25 protein-coding genes and 2 pseudogenes are annotated in these 21,719 nt (G+C 45.3%); 10 read left to right on the top strand and 17 right to left on the bottom strand.

All coding sequences use genetic code 11. From position 1 onward, the window contains the following. Positions 1 to 47 precede the first annotated feature (47 nt). A complete protein-coding gene (pbp4, locus tag AC1S8V_RS04440; RefSeq protein ID WP_482072592.1) occupies positions 48 to 2,135 on the bottom strand; it encodes a penicillin-binding protein PBP4(5) in 2,088 nt (695 codons plus the stop codon). Positions 2,136 to 2,312: 177 nt separating this feature from the next. Between pbp4 and AC1S8V_RS04435 the strand changes: the two genes are divergently transcribed. Beyond that, complete coding sequence (locus tag AC1S8V_RS04435) at positions 2,313 to 2,717, top strand: CBS domain-containing protein (RefSeq protein ID WP_482074384.1); 405 nt, start codon at positions 2,313 to 2,315, stop codon at positions 2,715 to 2,717. A 115-nt stretch (positions 2,718 to 2,832) separates the two neighbouring features. On the opposite strand, the gene AC1S8V_RS04430 is transcribed toward AC1S8V_RS04435, so the two are convergent. Next, positions 2,833 to 3,273: a hypothetical protein gene (locus AC1S8V_RS04430; RefSeq protein ID WP_482072591.1), complete on the bottom strand. Its 441-nt coding sequence runs from the start codon at positions 3,271 to 3,273 to the stop codon at positions 2,833 to 2,835. Continuing rightward, positions 3,270 to 3,716, bottom strand: a complete 447-nt coding sequence (locus AC1S8V_RS04425) for a hypothetical protein (RefSeq protein WP_482072590.1) — start codon at positions 3,714 to 3,716, stop codon at positions 3,270 to 3,272. The genes AC1S8V_RS04430 and AC1S8V_RS04425 overlap by 4 nt, the downstream gene beginning before the upstream one ends. Before the next feature lie 243 nt (positions 3,717 to 3,959). Between AC1S8V_RS04425 and AC1S8V_RS04420 the strand changes: the two genes are divergently transcribed. The 5 genes from AC1S8V_RS04420 to AC1S8V_RS04400 all read left to right on the top strand — a co-directional run bounded on the left by AC1S8V_RS04420 (position 3,960) and on the right by AC1S8V_RS04400 (position 6,043). After that, entirely contained in the window at positions 3,960 to 4,562 is a 603-nt protein-coding gene (locus AC1S8V_RS04420; RefSeq protein WP_482072589.1) for a hypothetical protein, read from the top strand. A 147-nt stretch (positions 4,563 to 4,709) separates the two neighbouring features. Continuing rightward, on the top strand, positions 4,710 to 5,063 hold the full coding sequence (locus AC1S8V_RS04415; protein ID WP_482072588.1) for a CAP domain-containing protein: 354 nt from the start codon (positions 4,710 to 4,712) through the stop codon (positions 5,061 to 5,063). 50 nt (positions 5,064 to 5,113) lie between these two features. Next, positions 5,114 to 5,512 carry a hypothetical protein gene (locus tag AC1S8V_RS04410; RefSeq protein ID WP_482072587.1) on the top strand — a complete coding sequence of 133 codons (399 nt, stop codon included), beginning with the start codon at positions 5,114 to 5,116 and terminating at the stop codon, positions 5,510 to 5,512. A gap of 52 nt (positions 5,513 to 5,564) precedes the next feature. Beyond that, positions 5,565 to 5,768, top strand: a complete 204-nt coding sequence (locus AC1S8V_RS04405; RefSeq protein ID WP_482072586.1) for an S-layer homology domain-containing protein — start codon at positions 5,565 to 5,567, stop codon at positions 5,766 to 5,768. Further along, on the top strand, positions 5,765 to 6,043 hold the full coding sequence (locus AC1S8V_RS04400; RefSeq protein ID WP_482072585.1) for a hypothetical protein: 279 nt from the start codon (positions 5,765 to 5,767) through the stop codon (positions 6,041 to 6,043). The genes AC1S8V_RS04405 and AC1S8V_RS04400 overlap by 4 nt, the downstream gene beginning before the upstream one ends. Positions 6,044 to 6,128: 85 nt before the next feature. Here AC1S8V_RS04400 and AC1S8V_RS04395 read toward each other — a convergent pair whose 3' ends face one another. The 5 genes from AC1S8V_RS04395 to AC1S8V_RS04375 all read right to left on the bottom strand — a co-directional run bounded on the left by AC1S8V_RS04395 (position 6,129) and on the right by AC1S8V_RS04375 (position 10,399). Beyond that, a complete protein-coding gene (locus AC1S8V_RS04395) occupies positions 6,129 to 7,118 on the bottom strand; it encodes a phosphotransferase enzyme family protein (RefSeq protein WP_482072584.1) in 990 nt (329 codons plus the stop codon). Positions 7,119 to 7,535: 417 nt separating this feature from the next. Next, entirely contained in the window at positions 7,536 to 8,084 is a 549-nt protein-coding gene (locus AC1S8V_RS04390) for a hypothetical protein (protein WP_482072583.1), read from the bottom strand. A 4-nt stretch (positions 8,085 to 8,088) separates the two neighbouring features. Then, positions 8,089 to 9,672 (bottom strand): glycosyltransferase family 39 protein, encoded by a 1,584-nt coding sequence (locus tag AC1S8V_RS04385; protein WP_482072582.1) that lies wholly within the window; start codon positions 9,670 to 9,672, stop codon positions 8,089 to 8,091. Positions 9,673 to 9,870: 198 nt separating this feature from the next. Continuing rightward, the gene (locus AC1S8V_RS04380) at positions 9,871 to 10,080 is read right to left on the bottom strand and encodes a helix-turn-helix domain-containing protein (RefSeq protein WP_339304021.1); all 210 of its coding nucleotides are present in this window, start codon (positions 10,078 to 10,080) and stop codon (positions 9,871 to 9,873) included. Positions 10,081 to 10,183: 103 nt separating this feature from the next. Then, positions 10,184 to 10,399 carry a helix-turn-helix domain-containing protein gene (locus tag AC1S8V_RS04375; protein ID WP_211083057.1) on the bottom strand — a complete coding sequence of 72 codons (216 nt, stop codon included), beginning with the start codon at positions 10,397 to 10,399 and terminating at the stop codon, positions 10,184 to 10,186. A 137-nt stretch (positions 10,400 to 10,536) separates the two neighbouring features. On the opposite strand from AC1S8V_RS04375, the gene AC1S8V_RS04370 reads away from it, so the two are divergent. Beyond that, entirely contained in the window at positions 10,537 to 10,824 is a 288-nt protein-coding gene (locus tag AC1S8V_RS04370) for a DUF6809 family protein (RefSeq protein ID WP_017690567.1), read from the top strand. Positions 10,825 to 11,111: 287 nt separating this feature from the next. On the opposite strand, the gene AC1S8V_RS04365 is transcribed toward AC1S8V_RS04370, so the two are convergent. From AC1S8V_RS04365 to AC1S8V_RS04350, 4 genes are all read right to left on the bottom strand, one after another. After that, positions 11,112 to 11,444 carry an isochorismatase family protein gene (locus AC1S8V_RS04365; RefSeq protein WP_482072581.1) on the bottom strand — a complete coding sequence of 111 codons (333 nt, stop codon included), beginning with the start codon at positions 11,442 to 11,444 and terminating at the stop codon, positions 11,112 to 11,114. A 444-nt stretch (positions 11,445 to 11,888) separates the two neighbouring features. Then, on the bottom strand, positions 11,889 to 13,187 hold the full coding sequence (locus tag AC1S8V_RS04360; protein WP_482069879.1) for an IS110 family RNA-guided transposase: 1,299 nt from the start codon (positions 13,185 to 13,187) through the stop codon (positions 11,889 to 11,891). Positions 13,188 to 13,286: 99 nt separating this feature from the next. Next, complete coding sequence (locus AC1S8V_RS04355) at positions 13,287 to 13,454, bottom strand: hypothetical protein (RefSeq protein WP_482072580.1); 168 nt, start codon at positions 13,452 to 13,454, stop codon at positions 13,287 to 13,289. Between the two features lie 46 nt (positions 13,455 to 13,500). Then, complete coding sequence (locus AC1S8V_RS04350) at positions 13,501 to 13,887, bottom strand: iron chaperone (RefSeq protein WP_482074383.1); 387 nt, start codon at positions 13,885 to 13,887, stop codon at positions 13,501 to 13,503. Positions 13,888 to 14,015: 128 nt separating this feature from the next. Here AC1S8V_RS04350 and AC1S8V_RS04345 point away from each other — a divergent pair. Then, a pseudogene (locus AC1S8V_RS04345) lies at positions 14,016 to 14,150 on the top strand (winged helix-turn-helix domain-containing protein); the annotation flags it as partial. A 112-nt stretch (positions 14,151 to 14,262) separates the two neighbouring features. Here the strand turns inward: AC1S8V_RS04345 and AC1S8V_RS04340 are convergent. Continuing rightward, positions 14,263 to 14,925: a M48 family metallopeptidase gene (locus tag AC1S8V_RS04340; protein WP_482072579.1), complete on the bottom strand. Its 663-nt coding sequence runs from the start codon at positions 14,923 to 14,925 to the stop codon at positions 14,263 to 14,265. Between the two features lie 147 nt (positions 14,926 to 15,072). Between AC1S8V_RS04340 and AC1S8V_RS04335 the strand changes: the two genes are divergently transcribed. Continuing rightward, a complete protein-coding gene (locus AC1S8V_RS04335) occupies positions 15,073 to 15,834 on the top strand; it encodes a GNAT family N-acetyltransferase (RefSeq protein WP_482072578.1) in 762 nt (253 codons plus the stop codon). Between the two features lie 186 nt (positions 15,835 to 16,020). Here the strand turns inward: AC1S8V_RS04335 and AC1S8V_RS04330 are convergent, their stop codons facing one another. Further along, positions 16,021 to 18,399 (bottom strand): GH36-type glycosyl hydrolase domain-containing protein, encoded by a 2,379-nt coding sequence (locus tag AC1S8V_RS04330; protein ID WP_482072577.1) that lies wholly within the window; start codon positions 18,397 to 18,399, stop codon positions 16,021 to 16,023. Between the two features lie 129 nt (positions 18,400 to 18,528). Then, a complete protein-coding gene (locus tag AC1S8V_RS04325; protein ID WP_482072576.1) occupies positions 18,529 to 18,948 on the bottom strand; it encodes an ester cyclase in 420 nt (139 codons plus the stop codon). Positions 18,949 to 19,006: 58 nt separating this feature from the next. Between AC1S8V_RS04325 and AC1S8V_RS04320 the strand changes: the two genes are divergently transcribed. Beyond that, positions 19,007 to 19,450 carry a hypothetical protein gene (locus AC1S8V_RS04320; protein ID WP_482072575.1) on the top strand — a complete coding sequence of 148 codons (444 nt, stop codon included), beginning with the start codon at positions 19,007 to 19,009 and terminating at the stop codon, positions 19,448 to 19,450. Positions 19,451 to 19,520: 70 nt separating this feature from the next. Here the strand turns inward: AC1S8V_RS04320 and AC1S8V_RS04315 are convergent, their stop codons facing one another. Continuing rightward, positions 19,521 to 20,516: a cysteine peptidase family C39 domain-containing protein gene (locus AC1S8V_RS04315; RefSeq protein ID WP_482072574.1), complete on the bottom strand. Its 996-nt coding sequence runs from the start codon at positions 20,514 to 20,516 to the stop codon at positions 19,521 to 19,523. A gap of 261 nt (positions 20,517 to 20,777) precedes the next feature. Beyond that, a pseudogene (locus AC1S8V_RS04310) lies at positions 20,778 to 21,681 on the bottom strand (SDR family oxidoreductase). Between the last annotated feature and the right edge of the window lie 38 nt (positions 21,682 to 21,719).

Below are 21,719 nucleotides of genomic sequence, written 5' to 3'. Positions count from 1 at the left end.
CCGGGCTGTTTATTATAATTGCAAAGCTATCTATTGATTACATCAGACTACTGCCTAATCTCCAACTTTTCCAAAAAAGGCTTTAATTTATCCACGACATAGTGGCTTCCGCCCCGGCCGTTCACCTCTTCAATTACAGCTGATAACAGGAAGGTCGGAGAATCGGTATCAAACACCACGAAAAATCCGTTCTCTTGACCCTTCTCTCCCTTCTTCGCTTTCAGCTCCGCTGTTCCCGTCTTACCGGCGAGTCCTCCAGGTATTGAATTCAAGGAGTGAGCGGTGCCTCCCTGCCGGGAGACAACTTCTCCCAAAGCATCCTTAACCGTATTCGCAACTTCGGGAGTAATAATCACCTCTGGGTCTGAAGTTTCTTTTCCCTCGATCAGGACAGGTTTCACCAGTTTCCCCTCATTAATAAAAGGTGTAAATGACGATGCCAGATGAATCGGGGACATTAACATCTCCCCTTGCCCGTAGGACGTATCAGCGAGTAATACCTCGGACGACAGATCCAGATGCGCTTCGTTGGCATATTGGCTTGGCTTCAGATACAGTTCATCCAGTCCAAAGTTATCGCCAAAACCAAACTTCCGGATCCCATCAATAAACTTGGGGCTGCCCATCTCGATGGCTTCCATTGCAAAGTAAATATTGTCCGAGTACACCAGTGCATCGACCATATTCACCGGGGATAAGCTCTTCACACGCTTGACATAATACCCGCCCCAGCTATCGTCTTTACGCCATTGCAAGCCAGAGATATTATGTGTTTTGTCCGCTGTGGTCACCTTTTCCATTAGTCCTGCTGCGGCTGTAATCGCTTTGAAGGTTGATCCTGGTGCATACCGGGTAGTGACTCTGTTGATAAAAGGAAGCTTTTCATTCGCCGAGTAAGCATCCCACTCTGCCTGTGTAAGTCCTGTAACCATCTTGTTCGGGTTATAGGAGGGCGCACTGACCATCGCCAACAGGTTGCCATCCGTCGGATTCATGAGAACCATCGCACCCGCGTCTCCACCGCTGGATAATGTCTGATACAATTTCTTTTGCTGTTTGGAGCTAATCGTCAGTTGAATATTCTGTCCATCTACAGCATCTTTACGAATAAGCTCAGAAAGGGAGTTACCGGATTCATCGGTGATTTCAATCAGACCACCACGTTCACCGCGCAGCTGTTTCTCCATGGACTGCTCCAAACCGGCTTTACCGATCCAATCCTCTGCGCGATAATACCCTTCCGTATCCTTATCCAGATCTTCCTTGGTGGCTTTACGTACGTAACCAATCAGGTGTGCAGCTGCCTCGCCGAGCGGATAATAACGAATTTCTTTGCTTTGCATCGTAACCCCGCTTAAAGTCGCTGGCACGTCAAACTCCTCCGTTGAACCAATCGGGACAAAATATTCCGGCTTCACCCATGTCTGCGCAAGCGCCTTGTGAATAGCATCTTCCGAAACCTGATAATGACTCGCGATTCGGGCAATCATCTGGTCCGGGTTATCACCGAGTTTCTCAGGTACAATGCCCCATTCATTCATCGTGCCCTTGGTAGCAAGCGGCAAACCATCACGATCCACAATGTCTCCACGCTCCGGGAACAGTGTCCTCACGCGTACCTTACTGCCCTTAACCATGTCATTCAGGATCAGTGAAGGCTGCCAGGTAATTTGCCAGTTTTCCCCTCCATCCTCAAGCTCCTGCCGGACCAGTTTCAATGTGTGCGTCTCGCTGACTTCTCCCAAAAAGGTTGTCAGTTGCAGGTTATAGTCCACCTCATACGTATCCGGGTTTTTATCCTCAGCATCTGTCTTACTGCCATCAGCCGCCGTTTCGGCAACATCCACAGGCTTAACCTCCGCCTTGACGGTGGATACTTCCATACCCGAATAGATCGCATTGTATTTCTCAACAAATTGTTCCTTGTTCATGCCCGACTCTTCCAGCGAAGCAGACGTCATCAAAGTATATAGCTGGTCAAACTCTTTTTTTTGCAGATGCTCTATGTACTGATTCACGGTAGTCTGGGGCTTGGCTTCTGCTTCTTTGTTATTCTGCATGTATAGATACATTCCGATTCCACCTGCAAACAAGATGGGCAGCAGTCCGTACATTAATTTACGTTTGGATTTCATGGTCACATCACCTCTAATATACACTATAGATTTCCAGAGCCATTTAAACAATGAAACAAATCTGACGAATTTATCATTAAAAATAGCCGAAAGCTCACATAATATGTTTAAATAAGGAGAGTGAGATTACATACTAAAGCTTTTTTGCTATGCAAAAGGCTGAAAAGGAGCCCGATGATGGAAATCAGCTATTTTTTACTCCCCAAAACCGAAGTGGCCTATATCAAGTCTACCGCTTCCATGAAAGATGCTATTGAGCAACTGGAATCGCAGCACTACACCGCCATTCCCGTGATTGACCAGGATGGAAAATATGTTGCTACTCTGTCCGAAGGCGATTTGTTATGGAAAATGCGAAATACACCCGGATTGACTTTCGATAATATGGATCAGGTTCAAGTCCATGAGATTAACAATCGGGTATATAATGAATGTGTCTACATTGAGGCTGAAATGGAGGATATGCTGACACTTGCAGCAGACCAAAATTTTGTGCCCGTGGTAGATGTCGATCGTGTCTTCCTCGGTATTATCCGTCGTAAGGATATTATTGAATATTATACGCGCAACATTTCGGATTAGATTCAAGCGGAATTTCCCGTAATAAACGAATATTCAACTCGAAAGGGTACGCTTATGGTCAATGATTGGCCAATGGGGGTACCCTTTTCGTTTTCATGGTATGGTCAGAATTACTCTACTTGCGCTTAGCCCGCTCTTCCTTGTAATAACTCAACACGTCTCTTGGGCTTCCCTGAAATGCACGCTCTCTGCCGAACTCATACGCCTGATGCAGATACGAATACGCCTCGTCATGCTGTTCAAGTCTCATGCAGATCATGCCGAGATCGATCAATGGACTCGTATTTCTATCCGTACTCCGCGTATGTAACGATATCTCAGCCCACGGCTTTGCCAGTCCATATTGCTTCAGATCTATATGCGCATTCGCGTGACAGGATGCGATCCAGCTCGCAATCTCCCATCCCATCTTTGGCTCGGGCAACATACCCCATGCCTGATCATAATAGATGAGCGCTTGTTCATGTTGCTGCGTCTCATCCAGCACATTACCGGCTTCTACCGTTTCAATAATTTGTCGCTCCCGTTCGGCATGTTCTGGTGATAGATCTTTCATTGCACAGCCTCCTCCAGAACGAAATACCACTCCAGAAAAGCATTGAAATCAGCCCACTGCGGCTTACTCTCGCCATTGAGAAACCGTTCGATGGACTCACCCAGTTCCACCAGCACCACTTCTCCCGTCTGACGGTTGTAGAAAAATCCACCTTCACCTTCAAAACTGTCCAGTGGAATATACGCCTCGGGTAGTCCCAATGTGAGCTGCGCTACGTTCATGTCTTCCATATATACGGTGTTCTCCATAAACCAGCAGATCTGATACAACTCCTGATGTCTGCTGTAAAAAGTCGGTCCATCCTCTGCATGTAAATAAAATTGTGCGAAGTCAGACTGAAGATCAATCTCAAGCTTTCGCAATGCTTCTTCATATGCTGCTGGAACATCTTCATGCCACCAGCCTTGCTCCTGGCAATGATCAATCACTTTATTGGATAACATTGTAGGCCTCCTAATTCAATTTTGCTCATATCCAGATATGGGGAGGTGGGTGCTCTTCTGCACGCGCATTACGCATCAGTATCTGAAGGGCTTGTTCCATATATGATATAACCTCCAATATGTCCTACAGTTACTGTATCAAAAGAGCAGGATGATTGGAAATACAACTCCATCGCCTGATTCTGGTGCAACTTTCTCCTAAGTCATTCGTCTAACTACTGATTAAATTTAAAGGAGATGACTATGCGAATAACTTGCAGCCCCGGTTTCCCAGGAAGCATGATTGGATCGATTGATCTTCAACCATCGAAGTATTACACCCCACCTTCCATGAACAGCCAGATTACAGATCATGTTGATCCTGAACTCGTTACCATTCCCTATGTGGAAGATCCGGAATTCGGATCACACTTTGACGCCATGAAGGTCATGAACGGAACTTATAAAGATGAAATGCATGTGAGCTATGATGTGGAGTTTACGATTGATGTGGACAAAAAAGGTTATATTACGCAATTTGAGCATACGTTCCAGCTGGAACGTTATCTGGATCTGGTTCGCACACAGTCCTATAAAGTGATCAAGACAACCTGTCGTGGACAAACATTTCACGTGATGACTTACAGTTATCTGGAGGAAGTCATTAATCCGAAGAATGTTATTTTTAAATGTAATCGCGCGGAGGATGTGTTTGTGGTAGCTGAGCTTGTTCCGTATCGTGTTGGTGACGTTGTGGTACAGCCAAATAATCTTTACCTGCACTTCCGTGCATTAATCTCGTCCCGAGATGATCTGTACCCTTTAGATTATATGTGTGAACCTGATTTTGACCTGATTCTCGACTAAAAGAATAGATACATATGTAGGAAGGTCACATGTTGTACATGCATATGTTCTTCATTCGCTCAGAAATGAGCGGCACATGCAGAACAGATCGACAGTTTGCTGCCTGAGCGAAGTCAGCAGGAGATTGTACAGAAATGAAATCAGTGGATGAATGACAATGAATCATCCCCCCTGTATACAGAAACACCTTCGACAAGTGCTCCCTACTCTGCTGGTGCAGTAAGTGACGCTTATCTGGAGCAGGGCCTGAACGCAGCCAATTTTTATCGTTTTATCACAGGTTTGCAGGGCGATCTTGTCCTTGATCCGACACTGAACCGTCAAGCTCAGCATGGAGCTGTCGTGGTCTCCACAGGAGGATACCTGTCCCATTATCCCAAGCAGCCGGGAGATATGCCAAAGAATTTCTTTGACACAGGTTCAAAGTCTGCCAGCAGCTCCAATCTGTACGTTACCAGCAGTTCCAAGAATACTGTCCTGACGAAAAGCATTCATGCTTAAATGTAGAGACAGGTGGATATGGCTACGCCATCATCTTCCGTCCTGACGATGTGCAATTGTTAAAGAATGGCGATACGTTCAACATTCGAATTACAGGTCTGCAAAAGAAGAACGGTACAGCAGCGGAAATCTCATACTCCACACGTTTCTTCCATGTTGACGGTGTTCAGGATGCAATGCTTACCCGGATAACGCCAGGACAACAGAACCTGAACGTTCGAGCAGGAGAACAGATAGATCTGCCTTCGATCACTGCCGTGAATGATAATGGAACATCCTATGTTCCACAGTCTAACGTTTCCTTCACCACGACGTCAGATCGCATTGCCATCCAGGATGGCAAAATACTTGGACTTCAGGCTGGTAAAGCCGAAATTCGGATTCGTTTTGAAGGGAAAGAAGCTGTTGTCTCTGTTACGGTAACGGGAATCGATCCCCCAATTAAGTGATATCCGCACACATTGGGCGAAAGATGCCATTCAATGGGCCGTTCAACAGGGGATGGTCAGTGGGTACGAGGATGGAACGTTTAAACCCAACAATCAGGTGAGTGAAGCCGAATTTCTCTCCATGTTGTTCAAGCTGTATGCCAACTCCCCTGTCATTCAGAGAATCGATGCTGCGGAGGGGCAAGCTGTCAAAGGAAGAACGCTACCGAAGCTAGCGAGAATGAAAAGAACGGCGGACTTCCGGATCAGACCATGAAAGCCGTGTATTCTACTGATCACACTCTGGTCCTTCAAGGTACGTTCCCGGCGTATGCTAACCAGACGATGCCCATTAAAATCCATGGACCTTCGCCTGTTGTAGAACACATTCAGACGCAGCAGGTTACAACAGATGCCTATGGCAATTTCAAACTAACGGTAAGTAGCCTTGATGTGAAAGAACACAACCTCTATGTCGACGTGCGCGAAGATTATTCCTACTGGATCAGTGTAGAGGCAGGGCGAACTGCGATTAGTGACTATACCGAGTAACATATAAAAACCAGCTTGGGGATTCTACATCGAAATACCCAGCTGGTTTGTTTTTTTCGAAGGAAGCACCGATTTAGGGTGGAAATTAAATCGGATGACCGAATTTCTCTGCCTTTTCTGTCATTTTTCTCTCCAACCTCGCTCTTAGTCCGCTCATCCACTCCGGCTCATGTGACCACTGCTCTGCAACAGACCGAAGCATGCGCACATATCCGTACAAGTCGGCAAAACGGCGACAAGCGGGGAACATCTTCTCCAGATCATAACGTTCCCCCGCCTTGGACCAATAGCCGTTCAGGAACAATTGCTTCTTCAGTTCCCATTGCTCAGGCTCGATCTCCTCACGTAAGCTATCCAGACTCTGCTCTACATCCATCGCGTACCAGTGATACATCGAGTCATCAAAATCAATGGCATAACAAGACTTGCTCCCTTCGTCATAGAAGACATTGTCCGGTTCAAAATCGTAGTGGATGAGTCCGAAATTTTGCCGGGTCATTGGCCAAGTCGCAAAATATGTTCGGAGAAACTCCACCTCATTCAGAGCTGCTGTCTCTGTTGGAAATTCCTTCAGGTTCTCCTGCATCCAATTCAATACATCCGTATAGCTCCAGCGCCGCTTCTCCCCCTGCTCAGGCGTGAAAGTACGCGATAGCTGATGCAGCTCACCCAATGCCTGACCATAGCTGTACAGGATGGAGTCATTTAAATTGATGCTTCCTAACTGCGATCCGGGGACTCGCTTGAATACGGAAGCATAGTACGCTCTCCATGGGGTGTGAGCCTCTACGAGTTCTGTCCCTGAATGAGAAGGTACAGCCTCCATGGCTCCATAATGATTCGTTCGAAGATAACGGAGAAACTCCAATTCTGCGCTAAGATTGATTTGATTTTTTTCCTCTACCGGGGCAAAACGAAGCAATCGAACTTCACCCTGATCTCTGAACGGATACACGGCATTGGAAGATATGCGATAATACTGAAACATGTCCAGCGATTCGGGATCATAACTCCAATTCTTCAGGATCATCTCGGCAAGATCGTTATTTTGAAATAAATATTTTAATTTTAACATGGGCATTTCTCCTTTTTGATCGTTTCATGTGGATTCTTGTAGCCATCGAATACCTATTTTTGCGCGCAAAAAGCCGCAGGCTATGCCTGCGGCTTTAAAAAATTCTGAGTGTATGAGAAATTTGCACAAGCAAATAAACCTCGCATACGCCAGAAAAAAAATGAGCAGTTATATCCCTATATATCGGCAGATCTCAGATCGACTGGGAAACAATAAGTTCAACTAAATGTGTTCCACCCTGCATCTGATGGTCTGCCGGAATTATTCAGTTCGTTCTTACCTTCATTGTAGTAATAGAACATACCATCTTAGACCGTCGTTTCATGACGCTCACTCCCTTCAAAAAAACAGTTGTTACCATAATAGCCGATAAGCCAAATGTAAGCAATTACAAAATGACGATAATCCCATCATTTTTTACTGGACAACTGCCATCCGTTCGACCGTCTCGGTGTTGTCCTTATACCACACCATAACGATGTCTTCTTTTTGAAGACCAGACACATGAATGGACGAATTTGCACTTGGGCTGAAATTGCCCGAACGCGGCGTTTCCATACCTTCAGTGATAGCAACATCATCGCTTATATTTAATTTCATTTCCATTCCGGTATCCTTCCATTCCCTGCTCGGAGATGAGTTATCCTGCACCTCAAGTAACGCCAGAGTGACTGTGTTGCCATTCACGGAGATGACTCTACCTGTCATGTCGGCATTCATCATCCCCTGCGTCATGTCCGGACTGCCTGTACGGCCATTCATGCCCACGCCGTCCCTTGCACCTCTCGGTGTTCCTCCGTTCATTCCCAGGCCACCGCCATTCGGCATACCGCCTCCGTTCATGCCTTGCGCGGAACCGGCGTTGGTAATATTTTGCGCGGTTATAACATCACAAGCCGTAAGCATAACCGAGCACCCCAGCAAAAGGAGTATTGTAACCGATGTGAAATATTTATTCTTTCGCATATGATCACCTCTTTCTCAGAGAATATTTCTCCAAGGTACCTTTACGATGGAATATGAAATCATACGTATCTTTGAATCCCATATAGGACAGCACAACCAACAGTGGATATACAGGGTAGATGTATCTGGACTTAATCTCCCACAGAATATAAAACCCGATGAATCCGAGAATGACCAGGATCAATGAAACTTCATCATACCGTTTACGACGAATACCACCGATCAACCGGATGAGAATAAAACAGTACATCAAGAAATTCATCACATATACGATCCAGAGTAACCCCGTCCGATAAGCCGAATTCCCCTGAAACAGTTCTGTTATCGCATTGGTATAGCTGTAAGAGCCTGCGATTGCGCCTCCCCTTCCTCTTCCTGCACCCAAGGAACTTTCATTGCCAATTCCGTATCGGTCCATCTGGTATGTCCCTTCGGTCCAGGTCCATATGATCTTTTTGTAATACATCTGCACCAAATCACCTGCACTTGCTTCGGACAGCTTGCTGCCAATCTCTTGTTTGAACAATGCTGTGCTCTCGGCCTTATTGTAGTTGGCCTGCCTCTGATAGATCTGATAACTCTCCATATTGTCCCAGAAGCCAAAACGCTCCAGATTAATCCCCATGTTCAGCCACATATAGACCGGTGCCGCATTCTCTCCAACAGGCGCACTCACTGCACCGGAGGATTGAAGAACCGCATTCTGAGTCCAGGTTGGTACATTAAACAACATAGCCAGCACACCGATGGAAATGAGAACTTTCTTCGCTCCGATGCTCCGCATATTCAGCAGGATATACATCATGGCTGCAATCAGCACGATCACACCGATACTTCGGAAGTAGTTGCCCATCGCGAGGAAAACGGCGGCAATGACGATTGTTTTCCAAGACTTTTCACGCACAAAACGAATGATAAAGTATAGGCACGATGTCAGAAAAGCTGTGGCAATCACATCGTTATAGATCAGGTTGTTCAGGAACAGAGACGGCAGGTACGTTGCTGCAAAGATCAACACACCGTAATCACGTTCCGTAGATCTGTCATTCACTTGTTTATAGATAAGATAAATCATGAACGTCGTTAACGTTGAGAACAACATATTACATAGTTTGATGACCAGATAGTTGTCCGGGAACAGGTACAGCAATGTCTTCAGATACAACACGATCGAATAGTTGAACGGGAACATGTGCAGATAACCACCCGTTTCAAACGAAGAGTAGTCTTGGTCATACAGCATGTTCATGGCGAGTGAGAGAACAGTCTGTGAATCATCGGTGGGCACTCTCGGAAATACGAAAATGATGATGATCTGAATGGCCAGAGAACATAACAGCACGATCGGAATAACAACCCTCGGACTGTATTTGTTCAGCTTCAGACACAGAGCATACAGCCCGACACCTGAACCAAGAAGCAAAAGAATGACCGGGAGAAAAACACTCCACTGCTGCATGCCCAAAATGGGATTGTCCCCATACAAGGCATAGTTGTACTGTGCCCGAACCAACAAGGACGAAGCAATAAACACCGTAACAAACACGAGCAGAATGAGATAAAACGATTTTTGCAGCATCTTAGACATGCCAAAACTCCTTTTCCATTACAGGATTCCGTGAGTATTATAATGGCTCTGGCTGAAAAATCGCTGAAAGGGAGTAACGCTTGCAATCGGTGCAGATCAGCATGTGTATACAAACAAAAAAAGACCTTCCCTTCGATAAGGTAACGGTCTATATGTCCAATTTTTTAAAAGTATAGGGCCTTAGGCTAATTTTGAAGATCACTTCTCTTCCTTGATAAACTCAATGATATCCTGGATCTCACAATCCAAAGCCTCACATATTCGATTCAGCGTATCAAACTTCACACCATCAGTTTCTTCATTATATAATTTGGCAATCCCATTTCTATGTAATCCGGTTAGTCGGGATAAATCAGCAATATTAATTCTTTTCTCACCCATAATACGAGATAAATGAATCTTGATCATACGAATTCTCCTCCAGATAGCATAAAGAGCAGATAATACAGAGTTGCAGAATTACTTATATCAAAACTTGATTCTCACACGCCTTAAACTATTGTACAACTATTTAATTTTCATCAATCATCTTGATTATATCTCCTGGCTTACATTCCAATGCAAGACAAATTCGTTCAAGTGTATCGATGGTGATGGATTTGACCTCAGCACCATTACCCGTTACCCACTGACCTATTGTGTTGGGTCGTACACCGGATTTTTTAGCTAAGGCGTACATGGTCATTCCTTTATCTTTGAGAACCTCGTCGAGAGTAAATTTTATCATCTATGAACATCCCTCAATATTTATTTTATATCACATTCAATAACTCTTGACGATATTAACTCAGTGAGTTAATATAATTACAAACATAACTCAACGAGTTATTATTAGTCTATACATATAGAAAGTAGGGAGAAAACATGCTAGAATCTCTGGAATCTTTAGCAGAACCGTTAATCCGAACGCGCTTAGAGTTATTATACAACAATTTATCTCACACGCAGCCTGATTATACCCAACTATCTAAAGAATCTGATCATTACTTTCATAATATTCGCCAAGCTTTACCGGAGCAACTGAATCAAACCCTTTTTCTATATGAAGATACTCAACTCTCTATGCAAACACTTCTCGAAAGAGAGATTTATTTACAAGGGTTTCGGGATGCCCTTCAGCTAATGAACGAGTTACATATAAACAGCTTCTAACAACTTGGCTTCTTACAAAATATGCTATAATCAACAAAGCAATAGAATAGGCTTAAAAGGGTCGGTCGGCTACCTTGCACGAAGCTGTCCAATACACACAAATAGACCGCCCCCCTCGCAAAAGGATGCGGTCTATTTTTGATCATCTTTCTAAGCGGAGCCCACCGCCCTTAAAAGCGGCAATTGCTCGGAGGAGTCGTGTTACCAGCACGGCTCTCTTTGCATTTTACGTCTAATCTGCTCTTATTATACCATACTCAAATCTCCGGCGTCACATGTAAACTACGCTAGATACGATACATTTCTTTATACTCATCCACATATAAAACTTCAATACAATTAGACCAATTCAGAATCGAACCGACAAAATCCTGAATGTCCAGACCCGGCATCTCATACGTCTCCGCTGTGTTCACCGAACCTGTTGCGTCCTCAATCAAGGTTACCTTAAACCCTTCGTGTTCCACAGTAATTGCCGTAAACAGACAACAATATTCCATGTTGAATCCAACAATAAATACATGTCCTACCTGATGCTCATGTAGCCAAGTTTTTAGCTCTGGATTGCTGAAAGCACTTGGTTTGCTTTTCTCCATAACGGGATACTTACCGGTACTCATTATAATTTCCAGGTTCGCAACATCTTTATAGAACAGTGAAGAACCCTCCCACTAAAAAGTAATGTTTTCGCCTGTTTTCTCTCTCATTCTTAGATTTACAACTTCGACATCTCAGGGTAATGGAAGGAGATTGGTTTAGAACCATATTTTTCTGAAAAGGCCGGTGACGGGAACAGGGCTTGGACTCGATTTTCCAAACTGTGGATGATACGTATGATCGCACAGTGGATCTCCACATCTTCCCTTGGGGTTTACCCTCCCATGTCACGCTGGGTCGTTGCCCTTACATTCCTTCGTTCTACCTGCCAAGGGGTGGAGGCCGATTCTCGCTCCTATACGGGGTCATTGCCCTTATGGTTTATTCAACTTCGGCTTCTCCGGTGCTTCATTTGTCAAGTTGTATATCTGATGTTGAGATGAGGTTCAGGTAGTATTGGTTTGAATTTAAGCTGCGTTCTGTTGTAGCTGTTTTTGTCGTACAGGTCCAAGAACATCGTTTGCATGATATGCGATTTGCTTTGTCCCCAGCGTGTGCAAGACGCGTATCAGTTTGCCACACAGCGCAATAAGGGACTGCTTTTTCTTCAATGGATTTTGACTTCGTGTTGTGAAATACCTGTGAAGCGCCTTGAATTCCTCATTCTTAGCTACCATTGGCATGACGCAACGGAACAACAAGGCTCGGAGCCTGGAGCGTCCGCGCTTGGTGATGCCCGTTTTACCCTTCCGTTTACCGGAACTATTTTCTTTTAAATTCAAGCCCGCCAACCGGATGATTTGTTGTCCGTGGTCGTAATGACTCAGATCGCCAACCTCAGCCAGAAATCCTGCAACGGTAACCGCGCCAACGCCTGGTATATTCAACATCTGCGTTGTTCCCGGGATCTCACTCAAGATGTCCATGACCTGATTCATGGTCATTTCCACCTGTTTAGAGAAAAGCTCAAACTGGTCGAGCAAGCTCAGAAGCTCCAGTCTCGCAGCTCGTAACCCTTCGGTAAGCCCGATGGATGTCCCGGCTGTCGCAAAGAGCTTTTCCGCTCTCTTGATACCGACTCCGCGCTTCACTTCCGTTTTCCAGTGTGCGAGAACGCCTCTGGCGCCTGTAGAGACGATCTCTTCCGGTGTCGGAAACTGGCGCATGGTCATTAGCGAAGCTTTGCCTTCCCAGTCCTTAAACACGCTGAGATACTCAGGGAAATAGCGGTCGATCCAGTTATGCACGCGGGCCTTCACTTGATTCAAACTCACCATAACCTTTTCACGAAAATTCATGAGAATCCGTAATTCGGCGTATTCCATCGTCGGTAGTTTAGGCTCAGAGTACTTCCCATTGCGTATGAGGTCTGCGATTACCTTGGCATCCTTATAGTCGCTCTTCGTCGGGGAGTTATCCTCAAGTTCCTTGCTCTTGTTTACGTGATGCGGGTTCACAATGACGACCTTTATATCTCGAGCTTCCAGAAAAGCAGCTAGCGGAAACCAGTAGTGCCCGGTAGGCTCGATTCCGAAAACAATGTCCGTTTTCAAATGAACCTCCTGAAGTTCTTTCATCCATGTTACTAGCTTCGTTAACCCTTCCTTATTGTTGTGGAACACGCAGTCTTTTCCTAATTCAATGCCGCGGAAATCTACCGCTCTAGCTACGTGAATCTTTTTGGCAATGTCTGCTCCTATGACTAGCGTACCTTCCGTAATTCGCGTAATACGTTGATTCTGTTTCTGTTTCATCTTATACTTCATTTGTGCGCCTCTTTTCGTATGTGGGTATTGTTCTTGTCCGGAACAACGATTCCCAGTATACTAGAGGCGCATTTTTCATTCAAAACTCAAATTACTTCATTACAGGAATAGCTCCTGATCGTAATCTACATGTTTCATGTATATGACTGGCTCATGTTGCTGTTCAAAATCAGCGATAACCGCTTCAATCTTGCCCAACTGAGCTGTGAAATCCTTCATTGATGTAATCCCATACTGCACATCCAACACGATTAGTGCTTTGTTCATCTGCAATTCCCCTTCAGTAGACTAACAGGTTTTTATCCATCATTTCCTACTTCTTCTGTTTCTTCTCCCGGGCTTTTTCCACATTTTCTTTCACCCGAAACTCCACAATCCGGCGGATCAGATCCTCCGGCAATGGCTGATCCAGCGGAAACTGGACAGATCCCTTAGCCCCTTTATACTTGGAAAGTTCCTCCTTGAACGCCAGAATCCCACTGGGAGCAGGGTAAAAGCCAATATGATGCTGGTATGCGGCAAAATGAACCAGATTCCCATACTGGGCATACGTGGGCATCTTGTAACTGATCTTCTCTTCGGCGTGTGGAGCCGACTCGCGAATAAGCTGTCTTACTGCCTGTAATCTCACCTGTACATCGGGTGCAAACTCCGAGATATACTCATCTACCAGCACCGAATAATGGTTACTCTCAGCCATCTTGGACTCCTTCCACCACGGATATATCAATGGATTCGTGGTACGGGCATATTTGCTTTTATTGTACTTCATATGGACAAACGGAACAGCTATTTTCCTGCAACTTGGAATATTAATTTTATTAGTCGGTGGGTAACCATAAAGTCATTGATATTTACGAGAATCTAAGCTCTTATCAAGAGAGCATGAACGTATCACAGATTGCAGAGCATGCCCCCATGTCACGCCCTATTGCCTCTCATCACTTGAAAATATTATGTCAATAGACACAACAAAAATCCGCGAGGCCGCTCACTGCAACAGTGGGGACTTCGCGGAATTCACAAATGATAATGGAAGGATATGGCGTATCCAAGTGAAAGCTTAGGTCTGGAATTACAACGTCATGGCCCGACCATTTCGCATCAGGTAATCTTCTTTTGTTTTGTAATCCGGCATGATACTGCCAATACGCCGCCAGAAGGAGCGATCATGATTCATGTGGTGAATATGGCAAAGTTCATGAATGATGACATAATCCATCACTTCCAGTGGTGCCATCGCCAAGCGGTAATTGAACGTAAGCTTTTTGTCCCAGCTGCAACTGCCCCACTTGGTGGGAGAATCTACGATCTCTACCGACTTCGGCTTCACCTTCAACTCCTGCTGATAGCGTCCGATGCGCTCCCCAATCATGCGTTTACACTCGGCAAAATAAAACTTCTTCAGATTCGCTCGCAGCTCTTCTTCTGTAAGCCCCTCTACAGGAATTAATTCATGCAGTGCGTGTTCCTTGCCAAAAAGCAAAAACTTCCCTTTGCCCTCATCTTCATATTCCTTGGCTTGAGGACCTTCAAGCGCCCGCTGCATGAGAACGGATTTCTTCAAAATCACATCCCCATGCCGCTCTACAAGTTGCCGGATCATGTCTTCACTGGTACCATTGGGTGCTTTGATCGTTACCATATAAGGCAAGTCCATCGTGATGGAAACTTTCTTGCGTTTGCCGTATTCGATATGACAGTTAATACTATGGCCTTGCATCTCTATCGTTAACATAATGCGCTCCGCTTCTGAAGTTATTCATTCAACCAAATCAAATTGTATACCATCTCCGGCTATAATGCATACTGTTTGGCGATATATCTATTTGTGTTGTATTTTTATGCATTAATATGTATTATTATTTAATCATGAAATCGGAGGATGGATATGACGCATACAGCAGATACAGAACACAAAACCATTGAAGAACTATCGCTTAACCACTGGCAACCCTTGTCCACCTTACTATATGACGGTTGGGTACTACGTTTTGCCAAAGGATATACCAAACGTGCCAACTCCGTTCAACCGATCCACTACTCCACTCTGGATGTGCATGAAAAGATTGAGGAATGTGAGCGCATCTATGCCTCCAATCAGTTAAATACCATATTCAAAATCACACCGTTTATTCAGCCGGATCATCTCGACCAACTTTTGCAAGAAAAAGGGTATGGCGTTGTCGATTTGACCCGTATCCAGACTCGGAGTCTGGAAGAGATCAAAGAGCCTGTGCACCAAGCTGTACAGATCGACGAACAGTTGACCACAGCGTGGCTGGATCATTTTTGCAGGCTAAATCAGGTGAATGATCTGCAACGGGAAACGACGGAATTAATGTTGGACAATATCCGGACAAAGGTAGGTTTCATCTCGCTGTTGATCGACGGGCAAGTCGTCGCGTGTGGGTTCGGTGTAATCGAGCGTGGCTATATAGGATTATATGACATCATTACAGACGCTAACTTCCGGAATCGGGGACTTGCTGAACAGATGATCTTGCATCTATTGCATTGGGCAAAAAGACAGGGCGCTACCTCCAGTTACCTGCAAGTGGTTGCGAATAATGCACCTGCGTTAAAGCTTTACGCCAAGCTGAGTTATTCAGAGATTTATAGCTATTGGTACAGAGTCAAAGAATAGAGTGTTTGCTAATCAAGCTTAGCTTGTGAATTCTTTCATCATATTCAGTCTGACAAACAGATTAATTCAAAACAACATCTTGAAAGCAAAAACTGCCCTCCTTCTATAAAGGAAAGGCAGTTTTTAATTTGTCTTCGTGATTGTCCAAAACTCTTCACATCGTTCAGCAGTACCCCCTGCGTTTTTCTACAGAGGCAGCTTCACCAGCACCTCATATTTCACGCCGGCCTGTATATTCTTGATGATGTCGCCTTCAATTCGTTGACCGTCAACATGCACTTCAATCGTCTGGACAGTTGCATCCTTCTTCATGTTTACATGCAGCTCAGCCCCGCGGAACAACCGCATAACTGATGCCTCGTTCCAATCTTCAGGCAACTGCGGACGCACTTGAAGTCCTTGTGCATGACCTTGCAGTCCGAACAGGCCATCGATCAGGCAACGATACACCCAAGGCACCGTGCCCGTGTTGAACAGATGACTGGAGCGCCCGGCTGTACGCGGGAATTGCCGATAGGCTCCCCGATAATAATTCGGGATAAATACAGGTAGTTGCCCCCGCTGGAGAATATCCTCGCCATCAGGGCCCGGAATCATTTTACGCAGCAGACGATACGCCTTCTCCTTCTCGCCCACCAGATACAACGCATAAATATAGAAAGCCGCCGCGTGATTGTACACGGCTCCGTTCTCTGCACTTCCCGGATGTTTCTGCGTAACACGACCTACATCCTCCCGCATGGCTGTAAAGGACGGCGCGAGCTTCTCAACACCATACGGCGTCTCCAATTGCTCCTCTACGGCGCGGATTAACTTCTCCTGTTTCTCCTGATCTGCAGCACCGCTCATAAGTGCCCAACTCTGAGGATTGATATAGATGCGTCCTTCCACGTCTTTGCTTACACCAAACACTACGTTATCATCCGTAATGCCTCGGGCGTACCAGTTCCCATCCCACAGATACTCATTCGCTACCGCATTGGTCCGATTGGCTTCTTGACGGAATTCCGCTGCAACCTCGGTATGCCCTGCCTGCTCTGCAATATCTGCCCATATATTGAACGCATATGCCGTCGCAATGGTCAGCCAGCCAGATACGCCTTTGCCTTTGTATCCCACCATGTTCATCGGATCACACCAGTCACCCTGATTGATATAGTTTAACCCGCGCGCATCCCGCTCATGGATCAACCAGCGCATCGCGAGATTCATATGTTCAAGTACGGTAACCTTCTGTTCACTGTCTGTAAAAGGAACCTGTTCCTCCAAAATGCTATAGTCATTTGTTTCATCCAAATAGGTCTTCATACAGACCGGAAGCCAGATACAGTGATCGGTATGAGGAACCTGGTTAATATATTTCAATTCTGCATCCGGGTGCAAAATAATTCCGTCTGGCATTGCGCCGCTTATATGCTGCTGAGACAGAGCGGTCAAGAACGCAGCCCGCGCAATCTGCGGCTGAATGTAACTCATGCCCATGTTGTCTTGCAAATAATTCCGCGTCTGCGGATCGGTTGTCAGACGATTGGTTTTGCCATGATAATACATCTGGCGAGGTAGCCAGTAATTCACGACATTATCTAGCCAACTATCCGTTGTCTCAATCTGGATGTTTCCTTGCCCTTCTGCAATATATTCAGCATATTCCTGTTCGGCTGCGGTGAAGCCATCCTGTCCTTCCTCATTCTGCTTCACAAAATAATGCTGACGAATGCTCTCAATCTCTGTCTCATCATGAGCCGGGCCAAAGATAAATCGATACGCCTGCTCCGCTCCCGCTTCCAGCTCTACTCTGTATTGCAATACAGCCACAGGTGTCTCATACCGTGCATCTCCTCCAGCCAGTGTCTCCGACTGAAGTCCGGAAGGATTATGAAGTCCCCCTTCGCCTTCAAAGCTCTCATGATTCACTTCCCAGGCGGTCGGTTGGTGATCTGCAAGCAGATAGGTTTTGTCGCTGTAGTTTTTGATTTTGCTATAATCCTGATATTTCTGATACGGCGTAATGGCCGAACAGACAATGCCCTGCAAATCTTCCACATATGAACCGGACTGGTTCATCCAGGACATATAGCCGACCGTATAATACGGGTAGATACTCAGCTTGCGTTTTCTGGAAGAAAGATTAGTCACCTTCACACGCCACAGCTCCATCACATCTTCCTTCGGCAGACGCAGAGACATCTCGACGCAAATGTCGTCCTGAATCACTTTCCAGTGAATATCGTGTTTGCCTACAGCGAACGTATAGCTATCCGCCTGCTTGCGAACGGGTTCATACGGGGCTGAGAAGATTTCGCCACTTACTTCATCTTTAATATAGACAAACCGTCCCGGATGGTGGGCATAATATGGCTGCTCCGGCTGCATAAACGTCTTCGCTTCCAGGTTGGGCGCATACGAGTATTTGGCAGGTTCGGGCTGCATGAATTGGGCCACAGCATATCCCCGGCAATTCACATGAATCATCATCTTTTCATTCCAAAGGAATCCGGATGCCTTCGGTAAACTTGTCGGGCTTGTTAGTTCAACATATTGATTATCTTCCGTTGCTTTAATCATCACTGAACCTCGCTTTCAGATTATGGAGTTAAAAGACAGAAAACGTTTTAGGTAACTTGTATACAACTTCGTTCATTATAACACGGGAACGCTTACAAAGAACTGAAAACTAAAAAAGAGCTGAAAAACTCAGCTCCGATTACGTTCCAATTGTTTCTCGATGCCCAACCTGTCGATCTGAATCCAATACTCTGCAATTCGTTCGTTTTCCACTCGGTATACCGCACTCGCAATTTCAATCACCGGGAGGTTGGTTGAGCTGTATCCGTCCACTTCGCCAACATGGGTACCCGTTTGTCTCCAGCGCACATAGACTTTATCACCTTGCGTAAGTAACTCTTGTATTTCGAGTGAAAACTCTCCATACGCTTCGATCATTTCTCGCACATGATCCGCATAATCGGAAGGTGTTCGGGCCACCGTGACCTCTTCTTCAGATATCACTTGATGAGCCAATACTTGTTCCGCCATCACGCTGCTTGCATAATCGGGATTACGGCCTGATCGGACCTCTTCAAAAAAGGTTCTGACAATCTGTTCTGCTGTCATCTGAGCCACTCCAGTCTATTCATATTATCCGCTTGTTTATATAAATATGTAGTAACTCTTGTATTTTAGCATTGAACCCCACGCTACGGAATTACATCTGTTCTATTGTTCTACAGGACTTAAACCCTACCCTTATATTCCCTACTTCCTGTACAATGCCAACGATGAGACTGCTGCAAGTCAGAAAACAATAGCGGATAAGGATTACTGGCTTGATTCCGAGCTCGCGATGTTTGGTGGCGAGAGCGATGCCAATGATTATTATGTGCAGAATGATCTCGAAGTCGCATCCATGAATGAGTACAAAACTAAGGCTGAGACTGAACTCAAAAAAGGAGAGAACCGGGTCATTCTCCGTTTCGCCTCACCTGTTGACTCCGACGAGTTGATGACAGCTGCCGGCGAAGCCCTCGCTGCAGTGGATGAAGCCCTTCTGAATACAGCACAATTGGCCACACTCGGTAGTTATGCCATTTTGGAACCGAAACCGGATCAGAAATAACTTCAATACACAAAAATCCTCATTTGCTCTGCAACAAACAAATGAGGATTTTTGTGTATTCTTTGAGGCTTCAAGCCAGCGCTGTGACCTTTTGCAATCTGGCAATAAAAGACGAAATAAATTCTTTCTCTTTCATGAGATTTTCTTGCAGTCTCTCACTTATTTTACGGAGTGTATTTGCGTCACGCGTTATATTGTATTTAAGGACTATATTTCTCAGCTTAAAGTAGTCCTGTTTCAGACTGGTGCTTAATTCCATAAAGGTTGTATCTGGATCAATTATTGATTTCTCCATTAGATAAGATAAACGCAGCTCCATAAGTAGCTTATGTTCATACAAGAGATGAAAGACTCGTGGATCCATCGCTTCTTCAACTAAGGCTGCATGCTCAATATCAGCAAAGATGCGTTGAATGGCTTGCATTCCAAAATCGTATTTCTGATCTCGCACTAAGTCATATGTCTCGCTTGAATTAAGGTAGTTTTCCATCGCATTTATAATCTGCTCCACATGAATTGCATAATTGATATTCTGGATAGGTTTGAGAAACCTCACCTCTGTCCAAAAACTGTACTCATTAGACATGGTCCAATAGCCTTTCTCGAGTTCATCCAGGCTGCATGCAGATTGTATGAATTTCCCGTCTTCCAGATTATCCGCAATGTATATCAAATTCTGATCCAGATCATAGCCATACACTAATATTTCATGCATGAGATGTTCCTTCTGATAATAGTCTGTACTGGCAATATAGTATCTATCTGCATAAATATATAGATAATATCCCATGTCTATCGCTTCCGTAATCACATGCCTAAGTGATGTTCCCCATTTGCTAATCACAATTTCTTGGGGCAGATTGTAAAAGGAGATCCCCGGACAGGTACCTAGCAGAAACTGATGAGAATCAAACGAGAAAATCCCCCATCCATGTGCATACCTGATTTGTATAAAGTTATTGAAAATCCATGGCCATAAATCTTCGTTCATAATGGATGTTAATGTCCCGTATGATGTGTACGTGCTTATGACAGGGTCACCTAGTTTAAGTACATTCTTGGCCATTATCGAATTCCTCCTTCGATTCCTAGGCATAGTGTATTCATCTGAACACGTTAAATCGAATAAGCAACGCACTCTCAGAGATGGGAGTAAATAGTATGTTCTTCAACATATTACCATGGAGTATTTCCGTTTTAAATAAGAACGCTTTCATTACAGAAAATTATTTTAATCCTCCTATGTATAATGACAAAAAAGAGGATACCGCCCTCCTAATATGGAGACAGTATCCTCTGTAACAATGACTATATTACCTAAGGCTATTTATGGACTAACCGTACCGCCATTCGCATTCAGTGTCTCGCCGCTTACATAGCTGGATTCCTGGCTTGCTAGGAACACAAATGCCGGAGCCATCTCGGCAGGTTTGTCCTGCACGGCCAAGCGGTGTATTGGAGCCAAACTCAGCGAGCTTCTCCACGGGTTGTCCACCCACGACCTGCAGCGGTGTCCATACCGGACCTGGTGCAACAACGTTGACACGTATCCCTTTGCTACCCACCTGTTGAGCCAGTGCTTTGCTGAACGTGTTAATTGATGCCTTCGTTGTAGCATAGTCCAAGAGAATTGGGGAAGGGCTATACGCTTGAATGGACGACGTGTTGATAATGGAGCTGCCCGGCTTCATGTGTTTCACAGCTGCTTTACAGAGCCAGAACATGGAATAGACATTCGTTTTGAATGTCGCATCGAATTGCTCGGTGGTCAGGTCCGCAATCTGCTCCACAAATTGCTGTTTACCTGCCACGTTAGCAAGGATATCAATCCCGCCAAGCTCTTTTACCGCAGATTCAATGAGTTCCTCGCAGTATTTCTCATCCTTCAGGTCACCTGGCATCGTGATCGCTTTACGCCCAGCTTCCTCAATCAGCTTCACAACTTCCTGCGCATCTGCTTCCTCTTCCGGCAGATATGCCAGAACAACATCTGCGCCTTCACGGGCAAAAGCAATCGCTGCCGCCCGGCCAATTCCGCTGTCGGCTCCGGTCACAACAGCTTTGCGTCCTGTTAGACGTCCGCTGCCTTTATAACTTTTCTCACCCGCATCCGGAACAAGAGTCATCTCACGCTGGAGTCCCGGCTCATCCTGTTGCTGTTTCCACTCCGGTGTAGCCTTCGGATATTGGGTCGTTGGATCTTGCATGGTGTGCTGGTCTTGATTCGCCATGTTCAATTCCTCCTCGGTGATTTACAGTGATCACTACG

The sequence above is a fragment of the Paenibacillus sp. B46(2026) genome, assembly GCF_056786355.1.
This window is presented reverse-complemented; position numbering and strand designations above follow the sequence as displayed.

Coding starts and splice junctions, on each gene's coding strand:
- pbp4 (WP_482072592.1), bottom strand. CDS start 2,135: ATGAAATCCAAACGTAAATTAATGTACGGACTGCTGCCCATCTTGTTT.
- AC1S8V_RS04435 (WP_482074384.1), top strand. CDS start 2,313: ATGGAAATCAGCTATTTTTTACTCCCCAAAACCGAAGTGGCCTATATC.
- AC1S8V_RS04430 (WP_482072591.1), bottom strand. CDS start 3,273: ATGAAAGATCTATCACCAGAACATGCCGAACGGGAGCGACAAATTATT.
- AC1S8V_RS04425 (WP_482072590.1), bottom strand. CDS start 3,716: ATGTTATCCAATAAAGTGATTGATCATTGCCAGGAGCAAGGCTGGTGG.
- AC1S8V_RS04420 (WP_482072589.1), top strand. CDS start 3,960: ATGCGAATAACTTGCAGCCCCGGTTTCCCAGGAAGCATGATTGGATCG.
- AC1S8V_RS04415 (WP_482072588.1), top strand. CDS start 4,710: ATGAATGACAATGAATCATCCCCCCTGTATACAGAAACACCTTCGACA.
- AC1S8V_RS04405 (WP_482072586.1), top strand. CDS start 5,565: ATGGTCAGTGGGTACGAGGATGGAACGTTTAAACCCAACAATCAGGTG.
- AC1S8V_RS04400 (WP_482072585.1), top strand. CDS start 5,765: ATGAAAGCCGTGTATTCTACTGATCACACTCTGGTCCTTCAAGGTACG.
- AC1S8V_RS04395 (WP_482072584.1), bottom strand. CDS start 7,118: ATGTTAAAATTAAAATATTTATTTCAAAATAACGATCTTGCCGAGATG.
- AC1S8V_RS04390 (WP_482072583.1), bottom strand. CDS start 8,084: ATGCGAAAGAATAAATATTTCACATCGGTTACAATACTCCTTTTGCTG.
- AC1S8V_RS04385 (WP_482072582.1), bottom strand. CDS start 9,672: ATGTCTAAGATGCTGCAAAAATCGTTTTATCTCATTCTGCTCGTGTTT.
- AC1S8V_RS04380 (WP_339304021.1), bottom strand. CDS start 10,080: ATGATCAAGATTCATTTATCTCGTATTATGGGTGAGAAAAGAATTAAT.
- AC1S8V_RS04375 (WP_211083057.1), bottom strand. CDS start 10,399: ATGATAAAATTTACTCTCGACGAGGTTCTCAAAGATAAAGGAATGACC.
- AC1S8V_RS04370 (WP_017690567.1), top strand. CDS start 10,537: ATGCTAGAATCTCTGGAATCTTTAGCAGAACCGTTAATCCGAACGCGC.
- AC1S8V_RS04365 (WP_482072581.1), bottom strand. CDS start 11,444: ATGAGTACCGGTAAGTATCCCGTTATGGAGAAAAGCAAACCAAGTGCT.
- AC1S8V_RS04360 (WP_482069879.1), bottom strand. CDS start 13,187: ATGAAGTATAAGATGAAACAGAAACAGAATCAACGTATTACGCGAATT.
- AC1S8V_RS04355 (WP_482072580.1), bottom strand. CDS start 13,454: ATGAACAAAGCACTAATCGTGTTGGATGTGCAGTATGGGATTACATCA.
- AC1S8V_RS04350 (WP_482074383.1), bottom strand. CDS start 13,887: ATGGCTGAGAGTAACCATTATTCGGTGCTGGTAGATGAGTATATCTCG.
- AC1S8V_RS04340 (WP_482072579.1), bottom strand. CDS start 14,925: ATGTTAACGATAGAGATGCAAGGCCATAGTATTAACTGTCATATCGAA.
- AC1S8V_RS04335 (WP_482072578.1), top strand. CDS start 15,073: ATGGATATGACGCATACAGCAGATACAGAACACAAAACCATTGAAGAA.
- AC1S8V_RS04330 (WP_482072577.1), bottom strand. CDS start 18,399: ATGATTAAAGCAACGGAAGATAATCAATATGTTGAACTAACAAGCCCG.
- AC1S8V_RS04325 (WP_482072576.1), bottom strand. CDS start 18,948: ATGACAGCAGAACAGATTGTCAGAACCTTTTTTGAAGAGGTCCGATCA.
- AC1S8V_RS04315 (WP_482072574.1), bottom strand. CDS start 20,516: ATGGCCAAGAATGTACTTAAACTAGGTGACCCTGTCATAAGCACGTAC.